Source organism: Thalassobaculum salexigens DSM 19539 (assembly GCF_000423805.1).
GTDB classification, from domain to species: Bacteria; Pseudomonadota; Alphaproteobacteria; order Thalassobaculales; family Thalassobaculaceae; genus Thalassobaculum; species Thalassobaculum litoreum.
Genome location: NZ_KE384093.1, coordinates 561,879 through 586,504 on the forward strand (window position 1 = coordinate 561,879; position 24,626 = coordinate 586,504).

The 24,626-nt window shown below is 67.3% G+C and carries 21 protein-coding genes; 13 read left to right on the forward strand and 8 right to left on the reverse strand.

Features of this window, described 5'->3' with window-relative positions:
* Positions 1–4 precede the first annotated feature (4 nt).
* From G578_RS28255 to G578_RS0106955, 4 genes are all read left to right on the forward strand, one after another.
* Positions 5–1,291: an adenylate/guanylate cyclase domain-containing protein gene (locus G578_RS28255; RefSeq protein ID WP_051244205.1), complete on the forward strand. Its 1,287-nt coding sequence runs from the start codon at positions 5–7 to the stop codon at positions 1,289–1,291.
* A complete protein-coding gene (locus G578_RS25160) occupies positions 1,285–2,517 on the forward strand; it encodes an MFS transporter (protein WP_038013793.1) in 1,233 nt (410 codons plus the stop codon). Before G578_RS28255 ends, G578_RS25160 begins: the two co-directional genes overlap by 7 nt.
* A 75-nt stretch (positions 2,518–2,592) precedes the next feature.
* The gene (locus tag G578_RS0106950) at positions 2,593–2,886 is read left to right on the forward strand and encodes a DUF1330 domain-containing protein (protein ID WP_028793617.1); all 294 of its coding nucleotides are present in this window, start codon (positions 2,593–2,595) and stop codon (positions 2,884–2,886) included.
* Between the two features lie 27 nt (positions 2,887–2,913).
* On the forward strand, positions 2,914–3,768 hold the full coding sequence (locus tag G578_RS0106955) for a sulfotransferase family protein (protein ID WP_051244208.1): 855 nt from the start codon (positions 2,914–2,916) through the stop codon (positions 3,766–3,768).
* On the opposite strand, the gene G578_RS0106960 is transcribed toward G578_RS0106955, so the two are convergent.
* From G578_RS0106960 to G578_RS25165, 3 genes are all read right to left on the reverse strand, one after another.
* Positions 3,713–5,971 (reverse strand): sensor histidine kinase, encoded by a 2,259-nt coding sequence (locus G578_RS0106960; RefSeq protein WP_028793619.1) that lies wholly within the window; start codon positions 5,969–5,971, stop codon positions 3,713–3,715. The two genes, G578_RS0106955 and G578_RS0106960, sit on opposite strands and share 56 nt — an antisense overlap.
* Before the next feature lie 238 nt (positions 5,972–6,209).
* On the reverse strand, positions 6,210–7,199 hold the full coding sequence (locus G578_RS0106965) for an MBL fold metallo-hydrolase (RefSeq protein ID WP_028793620.1): 990 nt from the start codon (positions 7,197–7,199) through the stop codon (positions 6,210–6,212).
* Positions 7,200–7,359: 160 nt separating this feature from the next.
* Positions 7,360–7,740, reverse strand: a complete 381-nt coding sequence (locus G578_RS25165; RefSeq protein ID WP_051244209.1) for a DUF302 domain-containing protein — start codon at positions 7,738–7,740, stop codon at positions 7,360–7,362.
* A gap of 251 nt (positions 7,741–7,991) precedes the next feature.
* On the opposite strand from G578_RS25165, the gene G578_RS25170 reads away from it, so the two are divergent.
* Together G578_RS25170 and ltnD are read left to right on the forward strand one after the other, a co-directional pair.
* The gene (locus G578_RS25170) at positions 7,992–8,834 is read left to right on the forward strand and encodes a sulfite exporter TauE/SafE family protein (protein WP_038013798.1); all 843 of its coding nucleotides are present in this window, start codon (positions 7,992–7,994) and stop codon (positions 8,832–8,834) included.
* Positions 8,835–8,896: 62 nt separating this feature from the next.
* Entirely contained in the window at positions 8,897–9,808 is a 912-nt protein-coding gene (gene ltnD, locus G578_RS0106980; protein WP_028793621.1) for an L-threonate dehydrogenase, read from the forward strand.
* Between the two features lie 224 nt (positions 9,809–10,032).
* On the opposite strand, the gene G578_RS29420 is transcribed toward ltnD, so the two are convergent.
* On the reverse strand, positions 10,033–10,239 hold the full coding sequence (locus tag G578_RS29420) for a hypothetical protein (protein ID WP_156907227.1): 207 nt from the start codon (positions 10,237–10,239) through the stop codon (positions 10,033–10,035).
* 137 nt (positions 10,240–10,376) lie between these two features.
* Between G578_RS29420 and G578_RS0106990 the strand changes: the two genes are divergently transcribed.
* The 5 genes from G578_RS0106990 (at position 10,377) to G578_RS25180 (ending at position 16,991) form a co-directional block, all read left to right on the forward strand.
* Positions 10,377–11,279 carry a GNAT family N-acetyltransferase gene (locus G578_RS0106990; protein ID WP_028793622.1) on the forward strand — a complete coding sequence of 301 codons (903 nt, stop codon included), beginning with the start codon at positions 10,377–10,379 and terminating at the stop codon, positions 11,277–11,279.
* A 150-nt stretch (positions 11,280–11,429) separates the two neighbouring features.
* Entirely contained in the window at positions 11,430–13,538 is a 2,109-nt protein-coding gene (locus tag G578_RS0106995) for a catalase (RefSeq protein WP_084618738.1), read from the forward strand.
* A 156-nt stretch (positions 13,539–13,694) separates the two neighbouring features.
* Positions 13,695–14,330 (forward strand): TetR/AcrR family transcriptional regulator, encoded by a 636-nt coding sequence (locus G578_RS0107000; RefSeq protein WP_028793624.1) that lies wholly within the window; start codon positions 13,695–13,697, stop codon positions 14,328–14,330.
* Positions 14,327–15,310, forward strand: coding sequence for a VOC family protein (locus G578_RS30000; protein ID WP_211228877.1), 984 nt, complete (start codon positions 14,327–14,329; stop codon positions 15,308–15,310). Before G578_RS0107000 ends, G578_RS30000 begins: the two co-directional genes overlap by 4 nt.
* A gap of 334 nt (positions 15,311–15,644) precedes the next feature.
* Positions 15,645–16,991: a globin-coupled sensor protein gene (locus G578_RS25180; protein ID WP_084618739.1), complete on the forward strand. Its 1,347-nt coding sequence runs from the start codon at positions 15,645–15,647 to the stop codon at positions 16,989–16,991.
* Positions 16,992–17,017: 26 nt separating this feature from the next.
* Here the strand turns inward: G578_RS25180 and G578_RS0107020 are convergent, their stop codons facing one another.
* Complete coding sequence (locus tag G578_RS0107020) at positions 17,018–17,782, reverse strand: aldolase (RefSeq protein WP_051244846.1); 765 nt, start codon at positions 17,780–17,782, stop codon at positions 17,018–17,020.
* A 21-nt stretch (positions 17,783–17,803) separates the two neighbouring features.
* Positions 17,804–18,625 (reverse strand): phytanoyl-CoA dioxygenase family protein, encoded by an 822-nt coding sequence (locus G578_RS25185; RefSeq protein ID WP_038013801.1) that lies wholly within the window; start codon positions 18,623–18,625, stop codon positions 17,804–17,806.
* 180 nt (positions 18,626–18,805) lie between these two features.
* Between G578_RS25185 and lepA the strand changes: the two genes are divergently transcribed.
* Positions 18,806–20,608 carry a translation elongation factor 4 gene (gene lepA, locus G578_RS0107030; RefSeq protein WP_028793626.1) on the forward strand — a complete coding sequence of 601 codons (1,803 nt, stop codon included), beginning with the start codon at positions 18,806–18,808 and terminating at the stop codon, positions 20,606–20,608.
* 79 nt (positions 20,609–20,687) lie between these two features.
* Here the strand turns inward: lepA and G578_RS0107035 are convergent, their stop codons facing one another.
* Positions 20,688–22,322 carry an ABC transporter permease gene (locus G578_RS0107035; RefSeq protein ID WP_038013803.1) on the reverse strand — a complete coding sequence of 545 codons (1,635 nt, stop codon included), beginning with the start codon at positions 22,320–22,322 and terminating at the stop codon, positions 20,688–20,690.
* A 169-nt stretch (positions 22,323–22,491) separates the two neighbouring features.
* Between G578_RS0107035 and G578_RS0107040 the strand changes: the two genes are divergently transcribed.
* Positions 22,492–23,805, forward strand: a complete 1,314-nt coding sequence (locus G578_RS0107040; protein ID WP_038013805.1) for an NAD(P)/FAD-dependent oxidoreductase — start codon at positions 22,492–22,494, stop codon at positions 23,803–23,805.
* A gap of 79 nt (positions 23,806–23,884) precedes the next feature.
* On the opposite strand, the gene G578_RS0107045 is transcribed toward G578_RS0107040, so the two are convergent.
* Positions 23,885–24,463 (reverse strand): hypothetical protein, encoded by a 579-nt coding sequence (locus tag G578_RS0107045; RefSeq protein WP_169400831.1) that lies wholly within the window; start codon positions 24,461–24,463, stop codon positions 23,885–23,887.
* Positions 24,464–24,626: the final 163 nt, after the last annotated feature.

The window sequence follows — 24,626 nt, forward strand, 5'->3', positions numbered from 1 at the left end:
CGGCGTGAGCACGACGGCCGAGGTCCTGCGCGACCGCGAGGCGAAGGGGATCGCCCTCTTCATCGTGCTGGAGATCGTCGGGATCGTCGCCCTGGTCCTGGGCATCCTGGTGTTCGTGTCCCGCGCATCCCCGTTGGCGGTCCTGGCGATCTCCGTGCCGGGCCTTTTTGTCCTGACCGGCCTGCTGGTTCTCGTGCGCCGTCGAAAGTGGGTGACCGCCGCGGGTCTCGTCGCGATGGCCGTCTCGATCCTGGCGACCGGCCCGTTCGTCTTCCTGGAGTGGGAGGGAACCGGGACCTCCGCGGCCTATCTGGTGAAGACCGGCTATCCCATGGGGCTGGTTCTCCTGCTGGTCAGCGCGACCACCCTGCAGCCGCTCTATCCGGTGGTGGTGACGGTGCTGCTGGCCGTGTTCCGAGGGATTCTGATCTCGGTCGCCTTGGACGATCCCGCCACCGTGATGGCGACCCTGCCGACCTGGCAGGAACATGTGATGGGGCCGGCACTGCATCTCGGGCGGGTCGCCAACGAGACGGCGTTCCTGCTGGGCACCGGGGCGATCGTCGGCTTCTCGACCTGGATCGCCCGGCGTACGGTGATCTCCGCCGCGCGGCTGGAGCAGGCGGCCGGGCAACTCAGCCGCTACTTCTCGCCCGAGGTGGCCGAACGGGTGGCGACCGCGGATCCGGACTTCCTGCGGCCGGGCGGCAGCCTGCGCTTCGTCGCCGTGCTCGTCTCCGACATCGGCGGCTTCACCGCCCTGTCCGCCTCCATGGGTCCGGACGCGACGATGCGGTTTCTGGCCGACTACCAGAAGCGGATGACCGAGGTGATCTTCCGCAACGGCGGGTCGGTCGACAAGTTCATCGGCGACGGGATCCTGGCGACATTCGGCGCCACCGGGGCGATGCCGGCGCCCTGCGCCCGGGCGGTGGCCACGGCCCAAGGCATGATGGACGCCCTGCAGGCCATCAATTCCGAGCGGCTGGCCGCCGGCGCCCCGCCGATCTCCCATCGCATCGGCATCCATGCCGGCGAGGCCATGGTCGGCAATGTGGGCAGCGAGGACCGGCTGGAGTTCACGGTGATCGGCGATGTCGTCAACCTGGCCAACCGGATCGAGCAGGCCTGCAAGCAGACCGGCGACGCGGTTCTGCTGTCCGCAGCGGTGGTCGAGGCCTGCCCGGACGCTCCGGCCATGTCCCGCGGCCGGCCCGACCTTGCCGGCATCGACACGCCGCCCGAGCTCTTCGCCCTGACGGGGCCGGCCCGGGGGATCGCTCCATGTTGATGTCCCTTCGCGGCCTCGCCCTCGACTGGCGGCTTCTGGCGTTCGGCTTCCTGATGTCGTTCTCGTCCAGTTTCGGTCAGACCTATTTCATCTCCCTGTTCTCGGCCGAGTTCCGCGCGGCCTTCGATCTGAGCCATGGCGGCTTCGGGACGCTCTACTCGGCGGCGACCCTGACGAGCGGGCTGCTGCTGCTCTGGGCCGGCGGCATGATCGACCGGGTGGATCTGCGGATCTTCGCCGCCATCGTGCTGGCCGGGATCGCCGCCGCCTCGGCCTTCGCCTCGGCCATGACCGGCCCCGTCACTCTCGTCATCGTGCTGTTCCTGCTGCGGTTCTTCGGGCAGGGACTGGCGAGCCACACGGCTGTCACCTCGGTCGCCCGATACGCCGATGCGGGCGTGCGCGGCCGGTCGGTCAGCCTCGCCGCGCTCGGGTTTCCGGTGGGCGAGGCGGTCTGGCCGACGGTGGCGGTGGCCCTGATCGCCCTGATCGGCTGGCGCTGGACCTATGGCGGGGCGGGACTGCTGACGCTGGCGGTGTTCCTGCCGCTCGCCCTGCTCCTGCTGGCGACCCATGGGCGGCGCCACACCGATCTGATGGCGCGCACCGTTGACGAGGGGATGGAGGGCGCGCTGCGGCAATGGACCCGCGGCGAGGTCCTGCGCGATCCGACCTTTCTGTGGTCCCTGACCGCCGTCCTGGCGCCGTCCTTCATCGTCACCGGCATCCTGTTCCATCAGGTGTATCTGACGGAGTCGAAGGGGTGGGACCTCTCGATCTTCGCCACCGGCTATGTGGGATACGCCGTGTGTCAGATCGCCGTCGCCCTGGTGGCCGGCCCGGCGATCGACCGGATCGGCGCCCGGCGGGTGGCCCGGGTCTATCTGGCCCCGATGGTGTTCGGTCTGGTGCTGCTCGCCGCGTCGGATGCGGTCTGGGCCGGCCTGTTCTTCCTGGCCATGTGCGGCGCCACTTCGGGGGCGTCTTCCACCCTGCTCGGCACCCTCTGGGCCGAGATATACGGGGTCCGCCACCTGGGCGCGATCCGGGCTCTGGTGACCGCCTGTTCGGTGGTCTCCAGCGCCCTGTCGCCCGCCCTGATGGGCTGGGGATTGGATGCCGGTATCACCATGGAGGCGATCGCGCTGGCCTGCGCCGTCTATGTGGTGCTGGGAATCGGTGTTCTCTGGATCCTGTTCACCGGTCGCCGCCTGTCCGCGACCTGAGGCCTTCGATCAGGCATTGCCAAAGCGCGTGCCGACCCGTTCTCATCGCCCCTCACGTCTGTTTCGGAGGATGACATGGCGAAAGCCTACTGGATTTCCGCGTATCGCAAGATCAAGGACGCGGACAAGCTCGCCGCCTATGCCAAGCTGGCCGGTCCGGCGATCACCGCCGGCGGCGGGACGTTCCTGGCCCGCGGCATGCCGGCCAAGACCTACGAGGCGGGGCTGGCCGAGCGCACGGTGCTGATCGAGTTCCCGAGCGTCGAGGCCGCCGTCGCCACCCATGACAGCCCGGCCTACAAGGAGGCGCTGGACGCGCTGGGCGACGGTGCCGAGCGCGACATGCGGATCGTCGAAGGCGCCGAGTGAACCCGGCGGCGCCGGGTCCGTCATGCGATGGTCACCGCCATTGACGGACCCGGCCCGCTCGGCTATCCGCCCTTCGTGACGTCTGAAGCACCCATTCTGTTCATCGGCGGCCTTGGCGGCTCCGGGACCCGAGCGGTGGCCGGCACCATGATGGCGCTCGGCTACTACGCCGGCGGCTGCCTGAACGGCGCCAACGACAATCTGATCTTCACCGAGCTGTTCAAACGCCCCGACTGGATCCGCGGCAGCCCGACCCCGCAAGCCATCGACCGCCGCCTGGCGCTCTTCGAGCAGGTCATGCGCGAGGGCGTCGGCGCGATGTCGATGCTGCGCTGGCCGGCGCTGCGGCGGTTCCGGCGGCAGCAGGGGCGCGGTCTGGTGGGGACGCCGGGCGCCATCGGCTGGATGACCAAGGAGCCGAACTGCCACCTGTTCGTGGAACCCATCCTGGAGCGCTGGCCGGACGCGCTGTTCGTCTATGTCACCCGCCATCCGTTGGACATGGCCTACAGCGACAACAAGGGGCAGCTCGGCAACTGGAGCTGGCTCTTCGATCTCGATCCGGACGGGTTTGCCGCGCCGGAGGCGGCACAGCTCGAATACTGGATCCGCACCCAGCGGCGGCTCGACGGCCTGCTGGCGCGTCACGAGGGCCGGATCTATCCGCTGAATTTCGACGCCTTCGCGGCCGATCCGGTGCCCCATGTGGCAGCACTCGCAGGCCGACTGGGGCTGGCGCCGGACCCGGCGGCCCTGGCGGCGGCGACCCGCGAGGTGATCGTGCCCTCGACCGTCGGCCGGTGGCGCGAGCGCGATCTCTCGGTCTTCACTCCGGAACAGCTGGAGTTCTGCCGGCGGACCGGGTGGCCGGTCGATCCGTAGCCGGCTCGGCCGTCCCGGAGACCAAGGGGAGTTCGATCGTCACCCGCGTTCCGGTCTCCGCCGAGCTGTCCAGCGTGACCTGGCCGTCCATGCGCTCGGCCATGGTCTTCACGATCGCCAGGCCGAGCCCGGTGCCGTCGACGTCTTCGGAGTCCGTCCCTGCGTTCATCGGGTTCATCCCGCGATAGAACGGGTCGAAGACATGGGGCAGGTCGCGCGGCGAGATGCCCGGACCGTCATCGATGACGATGATCGCGGCCCGGTCGTCGCGGCGCGCCACCTCGAGCCAGACACGTCCCTCCGCGCGACCGTATTTCGACGCGTTGGTGAGCAGATTGATCAGGATCTGCTTCACGGCGCGGGTGTCGCCGCGGACCCTGTCCGTCGGGGCCAGCGTGTTCGTGACCACCAGGGCCTGGGTCCGGCGCGACAGGATCGGACGGACGATGGCCTGCACCTCCGCGACGGCGGCGCTCACGTCCACCTCGTCCTCCGAGAGCGTGCGGTCGCGGGAGCGGATCGAGGAGAATTCCAGGATGTCCTGGATCAGGTCCAGCAGGTGCCGGCCGGATCGGTTGATATCTCCGGCGTACTCCCTGAATTTGTCCTGGGAGAGCTGAATCTGGTCCGTGGTCATGAGTTCCGACAGGCCGATGATCGCGTTGAGCGGCGTGCGCAGCTCATGGCTCATGCGGGCCAGGAAGGCGTCGGCCGCCCGCGCCGAGGCCTCGGCCTTCTCCAGCGCGGCGGTCATCGCTTCGCTGCTGGCCCGGGCCTGGGTGTTGTCGAAGCCGACCACCAGCCGGCCGCCATCGGAGGTCGGGCGGTCGTGGATCCGGATCCAGCGGTCGCCGAACCGATAGTCGTGTGAGCCGGTCGCCGACCAGTACCGCTGCAGCCGGTCGACCACGGCCATCTCCCTGGTCTCGGCGTCGAGGTCCGGATCGCCGCGCCGGATGATGTCGCGGGTCAGGTTCTCGATCGTCGTCTCGCGCAGGTGGATGGATTGGGGGTCGAGCCGGAACGTCTGCATGAACGCCTGGTTCATGAACAGAACCGTGCCCATGTCGTCGAACAGGGCGATCAGTTCCTGGATGCCTTCAAGGGCGGCGCCGACCAGCATCGAGTTGACCCGGTTGCGCTCGATATCGGTGACATCCCGCGAGACGCCTTCATAGCCGAGGAACCGGCCCTGGCGATCGTAGCGCGGCGTGCCCGACACCATTACCAGGCGGTCGGTCGGGATCGCCTTCACCCGGTAGATGAAATCCTGATACGGCTCCCGGCGGGCCAGCGCCTTGCGGTACTGGTCCCATTTCTGCGTGGTGGTGTCTTCGGCGGAGACGTCTTCCCGGCGGAAGCCGATGCGCCGGCCCGCGGCGATGGCCGGTCCGCCCCAGACCCGCAGGAACCGGTCTTCGGGATCGGTCTCGAAGTACCATTGGCCATGGCTGGCCGAGATCGCCAGCGACCGCGTCTCGGTTTCCGTTCGCCCGCCCTCCTCCATGAGGGAGCCCTCGGTCAGCAGCGACAGCCAGACCATGCGCCCGTCGGGATCGACATCCGGATGCCGTTCCAGGTGCACCGTCAGCGCCTCGCCCCAGGCTCTGACAATTCGGATCTCGCCGTCGAACGATTCCCGGTCCTTCAGGTGCCGGGCGAGGCGGGAGACGAGGTCCGGGTTGTGTTCCCGATATCCCAGCAGCTCGTCGCAGATCTGGCCCACCGCGTCCGCCCGCTGGAAGCCGGTGACCCGTTCGAAGGCCGGGTTGACCCACAGGATGCGCTGGTCGCGGTCGGTGATGATGAACGCGCGGCGCATATGGGCGAGGGCTCGTTCCTTGCGCCAGGTCCGCAGATCGACCGGCGGCAGGGTCGGCTCGGCCGGCGCCCCGCGGCCGATGCGCAGGAGATCGAGGGTGCGCCTGAGGTCGTCCTCCAATGCATGGGCGAGGGCCACGGAATGGAAGGTCGCGACAAGTGACGTCTGCCCGCCCTCGGTTCCGGCCGGGTCCAACGCGAACCGGCGCTGGTCGGGCGACAGCCCGCCGGGGTCGGTCGCCAGGGTGGCGGAGGAAACTGCCGGGAGATCCGAGACCAGGGCCAGCACGAGCTCAGGCTCCGGCTGGCCGTCGCGCGTCACGGCCAGGCCGGCGCTGCCCCTGATCAGATGGCGCAGGGACGGCAGCAGCCTGGGGTCCATGTCGAGGGGGGCGGTATCACCAGTGGCCTTCCTCGCGTGGCCGGACCCGTCAACGCTTCGGTCCGGATCACGGTCATCCTGCGTCATCGGTCAGTCATATCCTGACTTTGTTATTCAGAGCAGGAATCGTAAGGCTTAATGTTTCACTGAGACATTAAAATCTACGCCGAACACTCATGAGCCGGCCGAAATAATACGGCCGGCTCTACTATGACTGGCTGTGTCGGGGAGTTATCCCTCACTGCACGTCGAACTGATAACTCACCGGCGCATAGCGGAATCCGTCGCCCTGCGCTTCCACATAGCCAATATTGGGGAAGGGCATGTGGTAGCCGGAGAACGGAATCCGGTCGGCCGCGATCATGCCGAACACCTTCCGGCGTGCGGCCGCCGCGGCGTCCTTGTCCATGTCGAAGCGGACGTGCCAGTCCGGCTTCTGCAGCGAGATCACATAGTGGTTGGCGGTGTCGCCGGTGATCATGAGCCGCTGGCCCGCGCTCTCGGCATGGAAGGCGAGATGCCCAGGCGTATGGCCGAAGGCGCTGACCGCGGTGATGCCGGAAACCACATCCTGATTGTCGTCGATGAAGGTCATCTTCTCGGCGAAGGGCACCACGTTGGCCTGTACCAGCTTGCCGACCCGCTCGGTGGGGCCGCTCGCCTTCTCCTGGGGCGACCAGAAGTCGTACTCGACCCGGCCGGCGACGTATCGGGCATTGGGGAAGGCCGGGGTGCCGTCCTCCATCAGCCCGCCGATATGGTCCGGATGGAAATGGGTCAGGACGACGATGTCGATCTGTTCCGGCGTATAACCGGCGCCGGCGAGGAGCGCGCGGAGTTGACCCGCGTCGGGCCGGCGCCCGGCGCCGTTGCCGGTGTCGAACAGGATCAGCTCGGCTCCGGTGTTCACGATCACCGGCGAGAAGCCGATGGTCATCTTCTTCGGCGGCAGGAAGTTCTCGGCCGCGAGCGCCTCGACCGCCTGGGGCTCCTGGTCCGTGCCGAAGATCGGGTGCGGGCCGTCCAGGGCGATGAAGCCGTCATGGATCACCGTGACCTCGAACTCGCCGAGCTTGAAGCGGTGATGGGTCCGCTGGGTCGGGCCGAGCAGGGGCGCGCTGGCACCGGCCGGCGGGGCGGTCAACACGCCGGAGGCGGCGAATGCGGTGACGCCGGCGGCCCCCAGAAGGGCGGCACGGCGGGTCAGGCGTGTCGGTGTGTCGGTCATCGGGCTACTCCCTGTTGTCGTTGTATGCTTTGGGTGATCGGAGGGTTGATCGAGCCGAAAGATAGGTCGCCGCCGGCGGCCGACCAGCGATCCCGGCAGGGGCTTCGGAAAACAAGGCGCCGATGTCGCTGCCGTAGCTGAGGCGCACCGTATTCCATCGTCAGCCCGCCTCGCCGGCGGTCTGCAGGATCGTCGCCACATGGACGTCCAGTTCCCGGCCCATGGCGGTCAGGTCGTCGATCCCGTAGGTGCCGAAGACCTGGCTGGGCCGCCGGTAGGTCACCCGGGCGGTGCCGTCCTCGGTTTCGGTCACATAGAGCCGGATCGGCGCCTCGATTCCGGCCTCGGTGCTGGCCCGCAGCATCCGGCGGGCGTAATCCGGGCGAAAGAACAGGAAGACCCGGTTGCCGGGCACGGCCTCGTTGAAGGCGTTCCGGATGGCGCAGGTCGCACAGGCGATGCCGACGATGTTGAAGCCGTTGTCCCCGATCGCCTTCGGCAGCGCGTCGATATAGGCGGCGAACGGCCGGTGCGTGTCCACGGTGACGGTGCCGCCCGGCGTCTCGGCGACGGCCGGTGACGCGAGGGCAAGGAGCAGGACGAGCAGCAGGGCACGTATGACAGCCTCCGTAGCCGGGTCGTCCGGTCATACGGCACCGCGTGGCGGGGGCGAACACAACACTGCGTGAGGCGACGTGAAGCGCCGGTCCGGCTGGCTGCTACGTCTTGTGGTCTTTATTCGCCGTCTGTCCCGGTGTAGGGAACACCCGCCTTCCTGTCCGGAGTACCCTTATGCCTGAATTTGGCGGCGAACTCGCCAGCTACCTTCCGTCCATTCTCGTCCTGATTTTCACCGGTGCGGTCGCCGGCCTGCTTGCCGGTCTGCTCGGCGTCGGCGGCGGGATCGTCATCGTGCCGGTGCTGTTCAACATGTTCGACGTGCTCCACCTGCCGCCTGAATGGGCCATGCACGTGGCCGTGGCGACCTCCCTGGCGACGATCATCCCGACCTCGATCTTCTCGATGCGGGCGCATTGGAAAAAGGGGAACGTGGATGTCGATCTGCTGAAGGTCTGGGCGGTCTGGGCGTTCGTCGGCGCCACCATCGGCACCATCCTGGCCGGCCAGTTCAAGAGCTGGATGCTGACCGCGATCTTCGCCGTCGTCGCCTCCCTGGTGGCGATCAACATGGCGAGCCGCGACGGACTCAAGGTGGCCGATTCCCTGCCGGTCTCCAAAATCAAGAACGCGATCATGTCGTTCTTCATCGGCGGTTTCTCGGTGACCATGGGGATCGGGGGCGGGACCCTGTCCGTGCCGACCCTCTCGGCCTTCAACTTCCCGATCCATCGCGCCGTCGGTACCGCCGCCGCCCTCGGCCTGCCGATCGCCATTCCCGGCGTCATCGGCTTCGCCATCGCCGGCTGGGGCGTGGAGAACCGGCCGCCGCTGTCGATCGGCTTCATCAACATCATCGGTTTCCTGCTGATCTTCCCGCTGTCCTCGCTGATGGCGCCCTACGGCGCGGCCATCGCCCACAAGCTGAACCGGGTCTGGTTGCGGCGCGCGTTCGCCCTATTCTTGGGGGTGACGGCGGTGCGGATGTTCCTGCGGCTGTACGAAGTCTTCTCGTAAGGACACTATCCTGCCGGAAGGTGGGGCGCAGGGCGACGCGGATCCGCCAACGGGAGGAAAGCATGACCGAGAGCATCAGCGCCGGGGTGATCGGCCTCGGCTCCATGGGAATGGGCGTGGCCCGCTCGCTGCGCCGGGCGGGGATCGAGACCTGGGGCTGCGACGTGGTGGATACCCGCCGCAGCGAGCTGGAGGAGATCGGCGGCCATTGGGCCACCAGTCCGTGGGAACTCGGCAAGAATGTCGATGTCGCCATCGTGCTGGTGGTGAACGCGGAACAGACGCGCAGCGTTCTCTTCGCCGACGCGGGCGCGGCGGAATCCATGGCGGCGGACTCCGTCGTCATCGCCAGCGCCACCGTGCCGGCGGCCGACGCGGTCGCCATCGGCCAGGATCTGGCCGACCGCGGCATCCACATGATCGACGGCCCCGTCTCGGGCGGTGCGGTCGGTGCCAATGCGGGCGAACTGTCGATCATGGCGTCGGGGCCGGACATCGCCTTCGACCTGGCCCAGCCGGTGCTCGATGTCATCGCCAAGAAGGTTTACCGGCTGGGCACGGCCCACGGCATCGGTGCCTCGGTGAAGACCATCAACCAGCTCCTGGCCGGCGTGCATATCGCGGCGGCCTGCGAGGCGATGGCGCTGGGTGTGCGCGCCGGGGTCGACCCGCACACCCTGTACGAGGTGATCTCGAATTCGGCCGGTGCCTCCTGGATGTTCAACAACCGGGTCCCGCACATCCTCGACGGCGACTACGCGCCGAAGAGCGCGGTCGACATCTTCGTGAAGGATCTCGGCATCGTGCTGGAGACCGGCAAGCGGCATACCTTCCCGCTGCCGCTGACCGCCGCCGCCCATCAGCAGTTCCTTGCCGCCGCCGCCGCCGGCCTCGGACGCGAGGACGACAGCGCGGTGATCAAGGTGTTCCAGAAGCTCGCCGGGATCGAGCTGCCGGAGGGCAAGGACGGCTGATCCGCCGGTGCGTGTCGGCGGCCCAGGGGCGTGCCGGTTCGGATTTGGCTCTAGAATGGGGCCGGCAGCCGTCCCGGAGGTGCTGTCGAGGAACCGCGCGGTCGGGCCGAAATCGACGATCAGGACGATGACCGTCGCCGGAAGTTCCGGCCGCCGTATCAGCCCGGCGCTGCGCTCGCGGTTCCGGTATAGGACAGGATCACTCGACCCGCACCGTGCCGCCCTCACTGAAACAGGCAGCCGATGCCGTAGCAGTCGGCACCGAAGACGTGAACCGTCAGCCCCCAGGCCGCCAGGTCCAGCAGGGCCATGAGCAGGGTGACCGGCAGGCCGACGAAGATCAGCACGTACAGGATTGCCCACCACGTGTAGTGCCGGCGCTGGACCTCGTGACCAAGGATGGTTACGGGCTTGTTCTTAATGCCTACCATGGACGCAAGAGTAGCCTCGGCGCGGCGGAGACGGAACCACTATGGCGGTAGTCCGAAGCAAAAGAAGGCCGGCTTCCCAGGCCGGATGGTCGGGCGGCGAGCGTGCCGGACTGGTGCTGACCTGGGATGGGGGCGACATGCGCCGCTGGATGGATCTGCACAGTGCGGTGCCGATGGCGCCGCTGGAGCAGGCCTGGATGTATGGGGACGCGATCGCCGCCGGCTCGCCCTACCGGCCGACCCGGGGCGTGGTGACGCGGGACGGCAAGCCGGTGGCCATCGTCCAGGCGCTGGAATGGTCCTTCGTCCGGGCGGCCCGGCTGGCCAAGGTGGTGCGCGGGCCGCTGTTCCTGAAGGATGTGACCGAAGAGGAATGCGTGGCGGTCCACCGGCTGATCGCCGACCGCTGGCCGATGCCGAGGCTGAACTGGCTGTTCTTCACGCCGGAGATGATCGATGGGGATTTCTCCCGATCGGCCATGCGCAGCCTGAACCTGAAGCAGACCGTCACCGGCTATTCCACGGCCTGGATCGATCTGACGGTGGGGGCCGACCGCCTGCGGGCCGGCCTGAACCAGAAATGGCGCAACCAGCTTCTCGCGGCGGAGGGCGAGAAGCTGCGGATCCGCGACGCCCATTCCGGTCAGGCGTTGAACTGGCTGCTTGCCCGCTACGATGCGGAGCGCAGGCGCAGGCGGTTCCGTGCGGCGAGCGGCGCCTTCGCCGCCGCCCTGGCGATCTGCGCGCCCCGCCCGCGCGACGTGCTGCTGCTCCAGGCCGAGCGCGGGTCCGAGCCGCTCGCTGGCGTGCTGTTCCTGCGCCACGGGTTCTCCGCCACCTATCAGGTCGCCTACACCAGCGAGGCCGGGCGTGCCGCCAACGCCAACCGTCTCCTGCTGTGGGAGGGCATGCGCCGGTTGGCTGCCGACGGGGTGCGCTGGCTCGACCTGGGCGGCGTCGACGCCGCCATGGAGGGCGTGAGCCGCTTCAAGCTCGGGACCGGGGCCGCGCCGGTCACGCTGGCGGGGACCTGGATGTAAGGGGTCCCGCAGAACCGGCTGTGTCACTGGTGTCAGTCGCGTCTGCGAAGGCTTGGAACTTCGCTTTTCTGGAATTGTTCAAAGGTAGGGCGCGCCATCCGGATCGCGCTCTCATCCGCGACCGATTCCAGAAACCGCGAGGGTATCCCCATGCAAGACGAGCCGTTGTATCGCCCGACCAGCGACAGCCAGATGTCCAATGAGCGGACCGAGCATCCGGCGGAACGGGGGCAGGGCGGGGAACTGCACCAGACCCCGCGCGGCGACACCCCCCGGATGACGACGGCCCAGGGCACGCCGGTCTCAGACGATCAGAACAGCCTGAAGGCCGGCGCCCGCGGGCCGACCCTGATGGAAGACCTGCACTTCCGCGAGAAGATGTTCCACTTCGACCACGAGCGCATTCCCGAGCGTGTGGTCCATGCCCGCGGCTACGGCGCCCACGGCTATCTGGAAGTCACCGACGCAATTCCCGAGCCGACGTCCGCCGGCCTGTTCCAGAAGGAAGGCAACCGGGTTCCGGCCTTCGTGCGCTTCTCCACCGTGGCCGGCAGCAAGGGCTCGCCGGATCTGGCGCGCGACGTGCGCGGCTTCGCGGTGAAGCTCTATACCGAGGACGGCAACTGGGACATCGTCGGCAACAACATCCCGGTGTTCTTCATCCAGGACGCCATGAAGTTTCCCGACCTGATTCATTCAGTGAAGCCGGAGCCGGATCGCGGCTTCCCCCAGGCGCAGTCGGCCCACGACAATTTCTGGGACTTCGTCTCGCTGATGCCGGAAGCCATGAACATGGTCATGTGGGTCATGTCGGACCGCGCGATCCCACGCTCCCTGCGCTTCATGGAGGGCTTCGGCGTCCACACCTTCCGGTTCGTCAACGCCGAGGGCGAGGGAACCTTCGTTAAGTTCCACTGGAAGCCGAAGCTGGGCATGCAGTCGGTGGTCTGGGACGAGGCGGTGACCCTCAACGGCGCCGATCCGGACTTCCACCGCCGCGACCTGTGGAACGCGATCCAGTCAGGCGACTTCCCGGAATGGGAACTGGGCGTGCAGGTGTTCGACGACGCCTTCGCCGACACGTTCGAGTTCGACGTGCTGGACGCGACCAAGCTGATCCCCGAGGAGCAGGTGCCGGTGCGGATCATCGGCCGGCTGGTGCTCGACCGGGTTGTCGACAACTTCTTCGCCGAGACCGAGCAGGTGGCGTTCTGTACCCAGAACATCGTCCCCGGCATCGACTTCTCCGACGATCCGCTGCTCCAGGGCCGGAACTTCTCCTACCTGGACACCCAGACCAAGCGGCTGGGCGGGCCGAACTTCACCCATATCCCGATCAACGCACCGAAATGCCCGTTCCATCATTTCCAGCAGGACGGGCACATGGCGATGCACAACCCCAAGGGTCGGGCGAACTACGAGCCGAACTCCTGGAGCCAGGGAGGACCCCGTGCCGCCCCCAAACAGGGTTTCCAATCGATCGCCGACCGGGTGCAGGGCGACAAGCGTCGGGTGCGCTCGGAGACCTTCGCCGACCATTACAGCCAGGCCCGGCAGTTCTACCGCAGCCAGACCGGGGTGGAGCAGGGTCACATCGCCAACGCCCTGGTCTTCGAACTGTCGAAGGTCGAGGTTCCCGGTATCCGCGAACGCGTGGTCTCCCACCTGCTGAACATCGACGACGGCCTGGCCCAGGACGTGGCCGAGGGGCTGGGACTCTGGACCATGCCCAAGGCGGCCGATCCGGCCCGGACGCCGATCGACCTGCCGGTCTCCGACAAGCTGTCGATCCTGAAGAACGGCCCGGACCGGTTCGAGGGGCGCAAGCTCGGTCTGCTGGTGACCGACGGCGCCGATGCCGATCTGGTCGGCGGGCTGATGGACGCGGTCGAAGAGGCCGGCGGCACGGTCGAGGTGGTCGCGCCGAAGGTCTATGGCGTGACGCTGTCCAACGGGAAGACCCTTGCGGCGCAGCAGAAGATCGATGGCGGGCCCTCCGTCCTCTACGACGCGGTGGCGATCATCGTCTCGGAGGACGGTGCCGCCGACCTGAAGGCGATGCACCCGGCCCGGGCCTTCGCCGCCGACGCCTACGCCCATGCCAAGTTCATGGCCCTCAGCCAGGCCGCCGGCGCACTGCTGGACGCGGCCGGCGTCACCGACCGGGACGACGGCATGACCGTACTGTCCGGCAAGGCGGAGGCGGCCGGTTTCATCAAGGCCTGCGGCAAGCTCCGCTACTGGGACCGGGTGAGCTGAGGACCCCGTAGCCTGCGATCTGGCGCCGGCTCCCTCAAGCCGGCGGTGTCGCGGACATCGCCGGCTTTTTTTGCCGAGTCGGCCGTGCTGTGAATTTCAGTGATTTACAGCATACCAACTGGTTGGTATGTAATTTCTCCGACGAAGGAGAGTCCGATGCCGCGCCCCCCTGCCGGAACGCCGAATGCCCGTGACAAGCTGCTGGATGCCGCCCTGTCGGTGATCCGGGCCAAGGGATATTCGGCGACCAGCGTCGACGATCTCTGTGCGGCGGCCGGCGTGACCAAGGGGGCCTTCTTCCATCACTTCAGGAGCAAGGAGGCCCTGGCGGTGGTGGCGGCGGATCACTGGTCGGAGACGACCGGGGGTCTGTTCGCCTCGGCCGCCTACCACCGGCAGACCGACCCGCTGGATCGCGTACTCGGTTACGTCGATTTCCGCCGTTCGCTGATCGCCGGCGAGGTCTGCGAGTTCACCTGCCTGGTGGGTACCATGGTGCAGGAGGCCTACGACGCCCATCCGGACATCGCCGCCGCCTGCGGGCGCAGTATCTTCGGCCACGCCCGGACTCTGGAGGCGGACATCGCGGAAGCGATGGAGCGTCGGGGTATGGCCGGCGGCGGCTGGACCGCGGCCGGCCTCGCCCGTCACACCCAGGCAGTGCTTCAGGGCGCCTTCATTCTGGCCAAGGCCGGTGGCGGGCCCGACGCCGCGGTCGAGCAGATCGACCATCTCAAACGCTACATCACGCTTCTGTTCGAAGCCCGCCCCGGGGAGGGACTGCCGTCATGATCACGCCGATCGAAAGACCCGACGACCGCACGCTCGTCCTGGAGCGGGTGCTCGATGCGCCGCGCACCGCCGTGTGGCGGTGCTGGAGCGAGCCCGATCTGCTGATGCGCTGGCACTGCCCGAAGCCCTGGCAGGTGACCGCCGCCGAGATGGACCTGCGCCCGGGCGGCCGCTTCAACACGGTGATGGAGGGGTCGGATGGCGAGCGCATCGAGAACACCGGCTCGTTCCTGCAGGTCGAGCCCGGCCGTCATCTCACCTTCACCGATGCCTATAGCGAGGGATTCGTGCCGTCGGGCAGTCACTTCATGACCGGCTTCGTCACCCTGGAAGAGGCGGGGGAAGGTCGGACCCGGATGTCCTGGGGCGCGCGGCATCCCTCGGTGGAGACGACGCGGCAGCATCTTGAGATGGGTTTCGAGGCCGGCTGGAACGCCGCCACGGACCAGCTTGAGGAACTGGCGGCGTCGTTGCCCCGGCCGTTGGGCGCGGATCCGCTGTTCAGGGCGAAGGCGCGGACCTGTCTGTTCCTGCCGCATGGGGCCCTGGAGGCGGCGGAGTTCTATTGCGGGCTGCTGCCGGACAGCGGGATCGACCAGGTGTATCGCCCAGACCCGAACGGCCCGCCGCTGGTGGTGGAGTTCACCCTGGCCGGCACGCCCTATATGGCGATGAACGGCGCGCCGCCGTCGGCGCCCTCCCACGCGGTCTCGATCTCGATCCTGACCGAGGACCAGGGAGAGACCGATCGGCTTTGGCACGCGCTCTGCGCCGATGGCGGCGAGGGAGGCAAGTGCGGCTGGCTGCGCGACCGGTTCGGCCTGCACTGGCAGATCGTGCCCAAGGCGCTGCCGCGTCTCATGCATGCCGGCGACCCGCAGGCGGCGGGGCGGGTGAGCGCGGCCCTGATGGCCATGGGCAAGATCGACATTGCCGGTTTGGAGGCGGCCTTCGAAGCGAGCGGCAGTCAAACCGCCTGACCGCGGGCGCCAAGCCCACCAGGTTGCGTCATGCCGGCCGGGAATACGGCTCCGCGCTTCCTATGCAGACCTGCGTCGTAATGTCGCGGTTTCTGATGTCGGTTTATAGGGCGCCTGTTAGGAAAATTTTACGCGCCAGGGTTACTCCCGGTTCGGCGTCATGAAACCGTAACTATTAGTATTATAAAAGAGTTTTATGAAAATGAATCTCAATTCATGCACGAATGGTAGAGGCATTAAGATTTTATGCAATCTTAAGTAATTTTAATGTAATAATAACCATTCCCCCATACTTTTTACGTGGCGATTGAGGTTCTGGATCACGGGGAACAACATGACAAAAGATCTGCGCGCCCATGTTGACTTTATTGAACTTACAAAAAGTGAGCGTAATCTGCTGTCGGAGTTCTTTCCGGTGGTGGAAAAGCACCTGGATGGAATACTTGAGCGTTTCTATCAGAAGATGATGGGTATCCAGCATCTTTCGGCGATGTTCGGCTCGTCGGAACAGCAGAACCGTGCTGCCAGGGCTCAGGCCTCGCACTGGAAGCGGATGTTCACGGCCGGGGACGATCCGTCCTATTTCGACTCGGTCCAGCGCATCGGCGAAGTCCACAACAAGCTCGGCCTCGAGACCTCCTGGTATATCGACGGCTACACCCGGATCACCGCGGAACTGCACAAGCTCGCCATTCGCCATTCGCTGACCGGCTTCTCCATGAAGGCGGCCGCTCAGCGCGCCGAGGACCTGGTCGCCGCACTCGACAAGGTCATCCTGCTCGACATCAATCTGGTGATCGGGGTGTATCTGGACGCCAAGGAGCGGGACCATCACAAGCGGCTCTCTGACCTCTCCGTCCAGTTCGACGAGTCGATCGGAAAGCTCACCCATTCCCTGTCCACCGCGGCGGAAGCGATGGGCCAGACCGCGGCCGGGCTGACCGGCGAAGCCGATGCGACCCGCAACGCCTCGTCCATGGCGGTCTCGCGCGCCTCCGACATGAGCGTGAATGTCCAGACCATCTCCAGCGCCATGGAGGAGATGAGCGCGACCATCGCCGAGATCTCCCAGCAGGCGAACGGCGCGGTGAACGAGATGCGCGGAGCCGCCACTCTGGCGTCGAACGCGACGGAGACCGTGGGCGACCTCGCCACGGTCACCACGGAAATCTCCAACGTGCTGAGCCTGATCCGCGACATCGCCGACCAGACCAACCTGCTGGCGCTGAACGCGACCATCGAAGCGGCCCGGGCGGGCGATGCCGGCAAGGGCTTCGCGGTGGTCGCCGGCGAGGTTAAGAGCCTGGCCAAGCAGACCGGCGACGCGACCGTGGAGATCACCTCCCTGGTCGACCGCATCCAGCAGGCCTCCGGCCAGAGCTGCGAGATCGTCGCCTCGATCTCGGAGACCATCAGCCGCATGGAGGAGATGGCCCAGGCCATCGCCGGCGCGGTCGAGCAACAGAACGCCGCGACCGGGGAGATCACCCAGAACGTGGCCCAGGCGACCCAGGGCACCCAGGAGGTCACCCGCCTCGCCGAGGACGTTCAGGGGACGGCCGACCGCACGTCGGAAGCCGCCGGTTCGGTCACCACGGCGGCGGACGGCCTGATGGCCGACATCAAATCGCTGACGGAGCAGTCCTCCGCCTTCGTCGGCAAGATCAGCGCGATGAACTGATCCGGCTCCAGGCTGCGGGGCATCCCTTACGCCCTGTAGCCCGGCTCCTCCCGATCCAGCATCCGGCGCAGGGCGGTGAAGTGCCGATCGGCCACCGCCTTGCGTTCGGTCTCCATCTGACCCTTTACCCGGGCGCGGACATTGTCGCCGATCCGCCGCAGCGTGCCGCCCGTCGATTTGGCATGGACCTGGAACATGCAGGCGCGCTCCAGGTAGTACAGGTCGTTGAACGCGTCGGCCACGGTCGGCCCGCTCACCATCACCCCGTGGGACGCCAGCATCAGGATCGGCTTGCCGTCCATCTGGGCGGCCATCCGGTCGCCCTCCTCGGTCGCCAGGGCCAGCCCCTCGTAATCGTCGTCATAGGCAATTCGGTCGTCGAACATCAGCGCGTTCTGCTCGACCATCTCCAGCCGTCCACCTTCCAGCAGGGTCAGCGCCGTGGCGTAGGGCTGGTGGGTGTGCAGCACCACCGCGGCGTTCGGGTGGTTGATGTGGATGCGCGAGTGGATGCAGAACGCCGTCGCCTCCACCGTCTCGCTGCCCTCGAGCACCGTGCCGTCCACGTCGCACAGCACCAGCGAGGAGGCGGTGATCTCCGACCAGTGCCAGCCGAACGGATTGATCAGGAACTTGTCGCCCTTGATGCTGCCGTCCGGTTCCGGGACGGCGGCCGAGAAGTGGTTGTCCACGCCTTCGTTCATCCCCATCCGTGCGGCCCAGCGCAAGGCGCAGGCGAGGTCGACGCGAAGCTGTTGGACGGTGTCCGCATGGGATGCGGCTTTGCTCATCTCGTTCATCTCAGATCCTCCTCAACCGTGTCCGACCCGGAAATCGTTCAGGCCGCAGGCATCCGTGCCGCGCAGCAGCCAGAGCGGCCGGGTGGTGAAATCGACCAGGTTCCCCTTGGCCTGAAGCGCGCGGCCGATCTCGCGGTCGAAATGCGAGGTCGTCGGCATGTAGCGGCAGACATAGCCGGCGCGGCGCCTGTCCGATCGGTTCGGTTCGGAGCCGTGCACCAGATAGACGTCGTGCAGCGAGACCTGCCCGGCCTGCAGCACGAAGTCCACCGCCTCGGCCTCGTCGTACTCGTCGGGCGAGAGCACCTGGTTCAGGGCAAGCTCGTCGCTGTCGTCCTGGGTATGGGCACGCAGGCGCTGCTGCTTGTGCGAGCCGGGAATGACCCGCAGGCAGCCGTTCTCCGGCGTGGCGTCGTCCAGCGCGATCCAGGCCGAGCAGGTGGCCAGCGGCCGGATCGGCCAGTACTCGCCGTCCTGGTGCCAGGGCACCCGCTTGCCGGTGCCCGGCGGCTTGCCGAACACGGTGGTGCCCCACAGCGCGACATCCGGACCGATGAGCTGCTCGACCATGTCGAGGATCTCGGGGATGCGGGCGTAGTCGAGCCAGACGCCGGCGCCCTTCAGCCCCTGTACGCCGCCCGCCGGGATGTGCGGGCAGATCATGTTGTCGGAGCCGACGCCCGGATTGGCGGCCTTCAGCGCCTCGAAATCGGCGCGCATCCGGTCCAGCACGGCCGGCGGCAGGCGCCAGTCCGGGATGACGTATCCCTGATCGTGATAGTGCGCGACCTCGGCATCGGACAGCCGATGCGAGGCGGATGCGTGGATATTCATGGCGGCGTTTCCTCTTTTTTCGCCATGCTAGGCCTGCAAACCGGCCGGGTGAAGAGGCTGACGATATCGCCGCCGCTCCGCCCCGCCGGCGTCGGCTCTTGCCGGACTGCCGGGGTGCGGTATTTTTCCTTTGGCGAGCACACTACCCAACCCCCAAGATTTCGGGCATAACCCCGCGCCATGACGAGTGATCTCTCCCATATCCGCAACTTCGCGATCATCGCCCACATCGACCACGGCAAATCGACCCTGGCCGATCGGCTGATTCAGATGTGCGGCGGTCTCACCGAGCGTGAGATGAAGCATCAGGTTCTCGACTCGATGGATATCGAGCGCGAACGTGGCATCACCATCAAGGCGCAGACGGTCCGGCTGATCTACGACGCCAAGGACGGCAGGCGCTACACCCTGAACCTGATCGATACGCCGGGTCACGTCGACTTCGCCTATGAGGTCAGCCGGTCGCTGGCGGCCTGCGAAGGCTCGATCCTGGTGGTCGATGCCGCCCAGGGGGTGGAGGCGCAGACGCTCGCCAACGTCTATCAGGCGATCGAGGTCGATCACGAGATCATCCCGGTCCTGAACAAGGTCGACCTGCCGGCGGCCGAGCCCGAGCGGGTGAAGCAGCAGATCGAGGACGTGATCGGCCTGGACGCCTCCAATGCGATCATGATCTCGGCCAAGACCGGCCTCGGCGTCGACGCGCTGCTGGAAGCCATCATCGAGCGCCTGCCCCCGCCCAAGGGCGACCGCGAGGCGCCGCTGAAGGCGATGCTGGTCGACAGCTGGTACGACAGCTATCTCGGCGTGACCTGCCTGGTGCGGGTCCATGACGGCGCGCTGAAGAAGGGCCAGAAGGTCAAGATGATGCAGGCGGAGGCCCTGCACATGGTCGAGCGGGTCGGCGTGCTGACGCCCAAGGGTCTCGCCGTCGACGAGCTCGGTCCGGGCGAGGTCGGCTTCATCAACGCCTCGATCAAGACCGTGGCCGACACCAATGTGGGCGACACGATCACCGAGGAGAAGCGGCCGACCGCCAAGGCGCTGCCGGGCTTCAAGCCGAGCGTGCCGGTGGTGTTCTGCGGCATGTATCCAGTCGATGCGGCCGATTTCGAGGATCTGCGCGACAGTCTGGAGAAGCTGCGGCTGAACGACGCCAGCTTCCAGTTCGAGGCCGAGACCTCGGCGGCGCTGGGCTTCGGCTTCCGCTGCGGGTTCCTCGGCCTGCTACACCTGGAGATCATCCAGGAGCGCCTGGAGCGCGAATTCGATCTCGACCTGATCACCACCGCGCCGAGCGTGATCTACAAGATCCACAAGACCGATCGCACGATGATCGAACTGCACAACCCGGCCGACATGCCGGAGGTGATGAAGATCGACCACATCGAGGAGCCGTGGATCAAGGCGACGATCTTCGTGCCGGACGAGTATCTCGGTCCGATCCTGGCCCTGTGCACCGAGCGGCGTGGCGAGCAGATCGAGCTGACCTATGCCGGCAACCGGGCGATGGTGGTCTACCGTCTGCCGCTGAACGAGGTGGTGTTCGACTTCTACGACCGTCTGAAGTCGATCAGTCGCGGCTATGCCAGCTTCGACTACCAGATGGACAGCTACTCCGAGAGCGACCTGGTGAAGCTGTCGATCATGGTGAACGCCGAGCCGGTGGACGCGCTGTCGATGATCGTGCACCGCTCCCAGGCGGACCCCCGCGGCCGGGCGATGTGCGCGCGGCTGAAGGAACTGATCCCCAGGCAGCTCTTCAAGATCGCCATCCAGGCGGCGATCGGCGGCAAGGTCATCGCCCGCGAGACCGTCAGCGCGATGCGCAAGGACGTGACCGCGAAGTGCTACGGCGGCGACATCACGCGCAAGAAGAAGCTTCTGGAGAAGCAGAAGGAAGGCAAGAAGAAGATGCGGCAGTTCGGCCAGGTCGAAATCCCGCAATCCGCCTTCATCGCCGCGTTGAAGATGGACGCCTGACGGGGGTCTTTCCCTTTTTCCGCTCTGTTCATCTTCCTGGCCTTGCGCCGGGAAAACGGGGTTGGGCCGGGGGGAGGGGCTACCTCCGATGCCCCGCCCGCGACTTCGCGATCTGCCGGCTCAGCAGGATCACCGGCAGCAGCCCGACCGCGACGATGGTCAGCGCCGGGGTGGACGCCTGGGTCAGGCGCTCGTCGGCCGCCAGGTTGTGGGCCTGCACCGCCAGCGTGTCGAAATTGAACGGCCGCAGGATCATCGTCGCCGGCAGCTCCTTCATCACGTCCACGAACACGATCAGCCCGGCGGTGAGCAGGCTGCCGCGCAGCATCGGCAGGTGCACCCGCTTCAGCGTCGCCCGGGGCGGATGGCCGAGCACGCGGGCCGCCTGGTCCATGCTGGGGGTGATCTTGGTCAGCCCCGCCTCGGCGGTCTGCAGCGACACCGCCAGGAACCGCACCAGATAGGCGTAGATCAGGGCGACGATGGTCCCCGTGACCAGCAGGCCCGTGGACACGCCGAACAGGCTGCGCGCCGCGTCGTCCACGCTGCGGTCGACGATGGAGAACGGGATCAGGATGCCGATGGCGATCACCGAGCCCGGCACGGCGTAGCCCAGCGCGGCGAGGCGGGTCAGCACGTGGGTGGTGCGGTTCTTCGACAGCCGGTTGGCATAGGCCAGCAGCAGCGAGACCAGCACCGCCAGGATCGCGGTGATCCCGGCCAGGGTCACGCTGTTCAGGGTCAGGGCCAGGTAGCGCGCGCCGAACAGCTTGTGCCCGCCGATCGCGGTCATGTGCATCAGCAGGACGGTCGGCAGCACGAAGCCGACGAACACCGGCAGCGCGCAGGCCAGGATCGCGCCGGCCGCCTTGATCCCGGTGAGCCTGAAGCCGGGTAGCGCGCGGTGGGTGTTGGTCGTGTGGTCGAACCGCCGGCGGCCGCGCGACACCCGCTCCAGGGCGATGACCAGGACGACGAAGGCCAGCAGCCCGGTGGCGAGCTGGGCGGCGGCCACCCGGTCGCCGAACGAGAAGATCGCCCGGTAGATCCCCGTGGTGAAGGTCTGAACGCCGAAATAGGAGACGGTCCCGTAATCGGCCAGCGTCTCCATCAGTGCCAGGGCCACGCCGGCGACGATCGCCGGGCGCGCCAGGGGCAGGGCGACCCGCAGGAAGGCCCGGGCCGGCGACTGGCCCAGGGTCCGGCTGACCTCCAGCACGCAGACCGACTGCTCGAGGAAGGCGGCGCGGGACAGCAGGTAGACGTAGGGGAACAGCGTCGCCGTCAGCATGACGATGGCGCCGCCGAGCGAGCGCACTTCGGGAAACCAGTACTCCCGCGGCCCGAGGTCGAAGGTCTGGCGCAGCAGCTCCTGCACCGGGCCGGCATGCTCCAGGAAATTGGTATAGGTATAGGCCAGCACATAGGCGGGCGCCGCCAGCGGCAGCACCAGCGCCCATTCCAGCACCCGGCGCCCGGGGAACCGGCACATGGTCACCAGCCAGGCCGTTCCCACGCCGATCACTCCGGTACCCACCGTCACGCCCAGGGCCAGCAGCGCGGTATTGGCGACGTAGGTCGGCAGCACCGTGTTGATCAGGTGCGTGATCAGATCGGTTTGCGCCAGGCCGTGCAGGGCCACCGCCAGGATCGGCGTGGCCACCAGCGCGCAGATCACGGCGGGAGCGAGGAAGAAGCGATCGCGAAAGGGCATGCGGTTCCCGTGGCGCGCGGAACTGTCCTTAACCCCGAGAGCCATCGGGATACTTGCGAAGCGTTCGCAACAGACGGTGGCGCGTTATGGCAACGAGCCGTGAAAGTGTCAACTTCTCGCCGCTGTGGGGAGGGCTTACAGTCGGACGAAACACTCACTGGAGATGGCGATGATGCCGACCGATATCTTTGCCGACGGGTTCCGGACCGACCCTTACTGGTGGGACGCGGCGCCGCCGGACGACGAGGGCGACGCCCCGCCGCCGGAGCAGGTGGACGTGGCCATCGTCGGCAGCGGTTATACCGGCATGTCGGCCGCGCTGGAGCTGGCGCGCAACGGCGTCAAGGTGGTGATCCTGGAGGCCGAGCGCTTCGGCGAGGGGGCCAGCACCCGCAGCGGCGGCATGATGTCCGGCGGGGTCAATGTCGGCAAAGGCGGCGATATCGAAAAGCAGTTCGGCCGCGAGCGGGTCGACGACATGCTGTCGGAGGCGCGCGACAGCTACGACCACGTGGAGGAGGTGATCCGGCGCGAGAACATCGACTGTTTCTACGCCCGCACCGGCCGGTTCGTCGGCGCCCACACCCCGGCCGCCTTCAAGGCGATGGCGGCCAAGGCCGAGGACCTGAACAAGTACGCCAATGCCGGCGCCGCCCTGGTCGCGCGGGAGCGCCAGCGCCACCACGTCAACACCGAGTACTACCACGGCGGTATGACCGTCGACCGGGCCGGCGGGGTGCACCCGTCGCTGTACCACAAGGGCCTGCGCCGGGCCTGCCGCGCCGCCGGCGTCCATCTCTCGGCCCATACCCGCGTGGAAGGCATCGACGGCCCGGCCGGCGACCTCACCGTGCGGACCTCGCGCGGGCCGGTGCGGGCCAGGGAGGTGGTGCTCGGCACCAACGGCTATACCGGCAAGGCGACCCCGTGGCACCGACGCCGGGTGATCCCGATCGCCAGCTACATCATCGCCACCGAGCCGCTGGGCAAGGAGCGGGTGAGCGAGCTGTTCCCGGACGGCCGGATGATCGCCGACACCAAGCGGGTGCTATACTACTTCCGGCCTTCGCCGGACGGCACGCGGGTGATCTTCGGCGGCCGGGCCAGCTTCCAGGCGCGCACCGCGCTGGAGACGGCGCCGGTGCTGTACCAGTACATGCTGGGGATCTTCCCGCAGCTCGAGGGCGTGAAGATCACCCATGCCTGGAACGGCAACGTCGCCTTCACCTTCGACCGGGTGCCGCATATGGGCGTCGAGAACGGGGTGCATTATGCCATGGGCTGCAACGGCAGCGGCGTGGTGATGATGAGCCATCTGGGCCACCGGGTGGCGCTGAAGATCCTCGGCAAGACCAACCGTCCGAGCGCCTTCGACGGCCTGCCGTTCGAGAGCCGGCCGTTCTACACCGGCGTACCCTGGTTCCTGCCGACGGTGGGCGCCTGGTACAAGTTCCGCGACTGGATGGACCGCCGGGCGGCGTAGGGCTCCGGCGCTACCCAATCCCCCCACCGTGAACTCCCCGGCCCTGTGCCGGGAAGTGTGTGAGGAGGAGCCGGATCGCTTACTCCTTGATACTCCTCGTATCCGGTGCCCCCGGGTCGAAGGGGTTCACCAGGGTTCGCTGGCGCTGCTGCTGGCCGGTGTACAGCTCCTCACGCTTGTCGGAGAGCTTCTTCGCCAGATACTGCAGGTCGCCCGGCAGCATCTCGAATTCCCGGTTCAGCATCTCCTGCCACAGGTCGTGGATCTTGCGGATCGCCTCCTCGCCCGGCTTCAGCGTGGCGATGTCCTTCTCCACCGACGCGATCCAGTCGAGGGAATCCTGCCGCGCGCCCTTGGCATCGCTGATCAGCGTGCGCAGTTTGGAGGCGATCTCGTCGGCCACCGTCGCGTCGTAGGTTCCGCACTCCGGCCACAGCGTATTCAGATAGGCGATGTCGGCGTCCGACAGGGCGTAGAGCGGCTTGCCGAAATATGTCAGCTCCAGGTTGCGCACGGACATGCCGCCCTGCAGCCGCGCCATGCGCTGCACCGGCGCGTTGCCGCCGGGGAGCTTCTTGCAGTCGGCATTTGCCGCGGCGGCTCCCCCACCGCCGGGAGCGGCAGGCGCCTGGGCCTGGACGGCGGCCGGCCCCGACAACAGCAAGCCGATCAGCAGGGGACATGAGACCCTTGCAAGGCGAAGGCTGGACAACAGATTCCCGACCGCCATACCGTATCCGCTCCTTTCGGTCCCGCCCGCCGTCTTACCATGTGCTGAGCGCCGCTTCGACGGTCAAGCGCCCCCATGACGGCGGATGCGA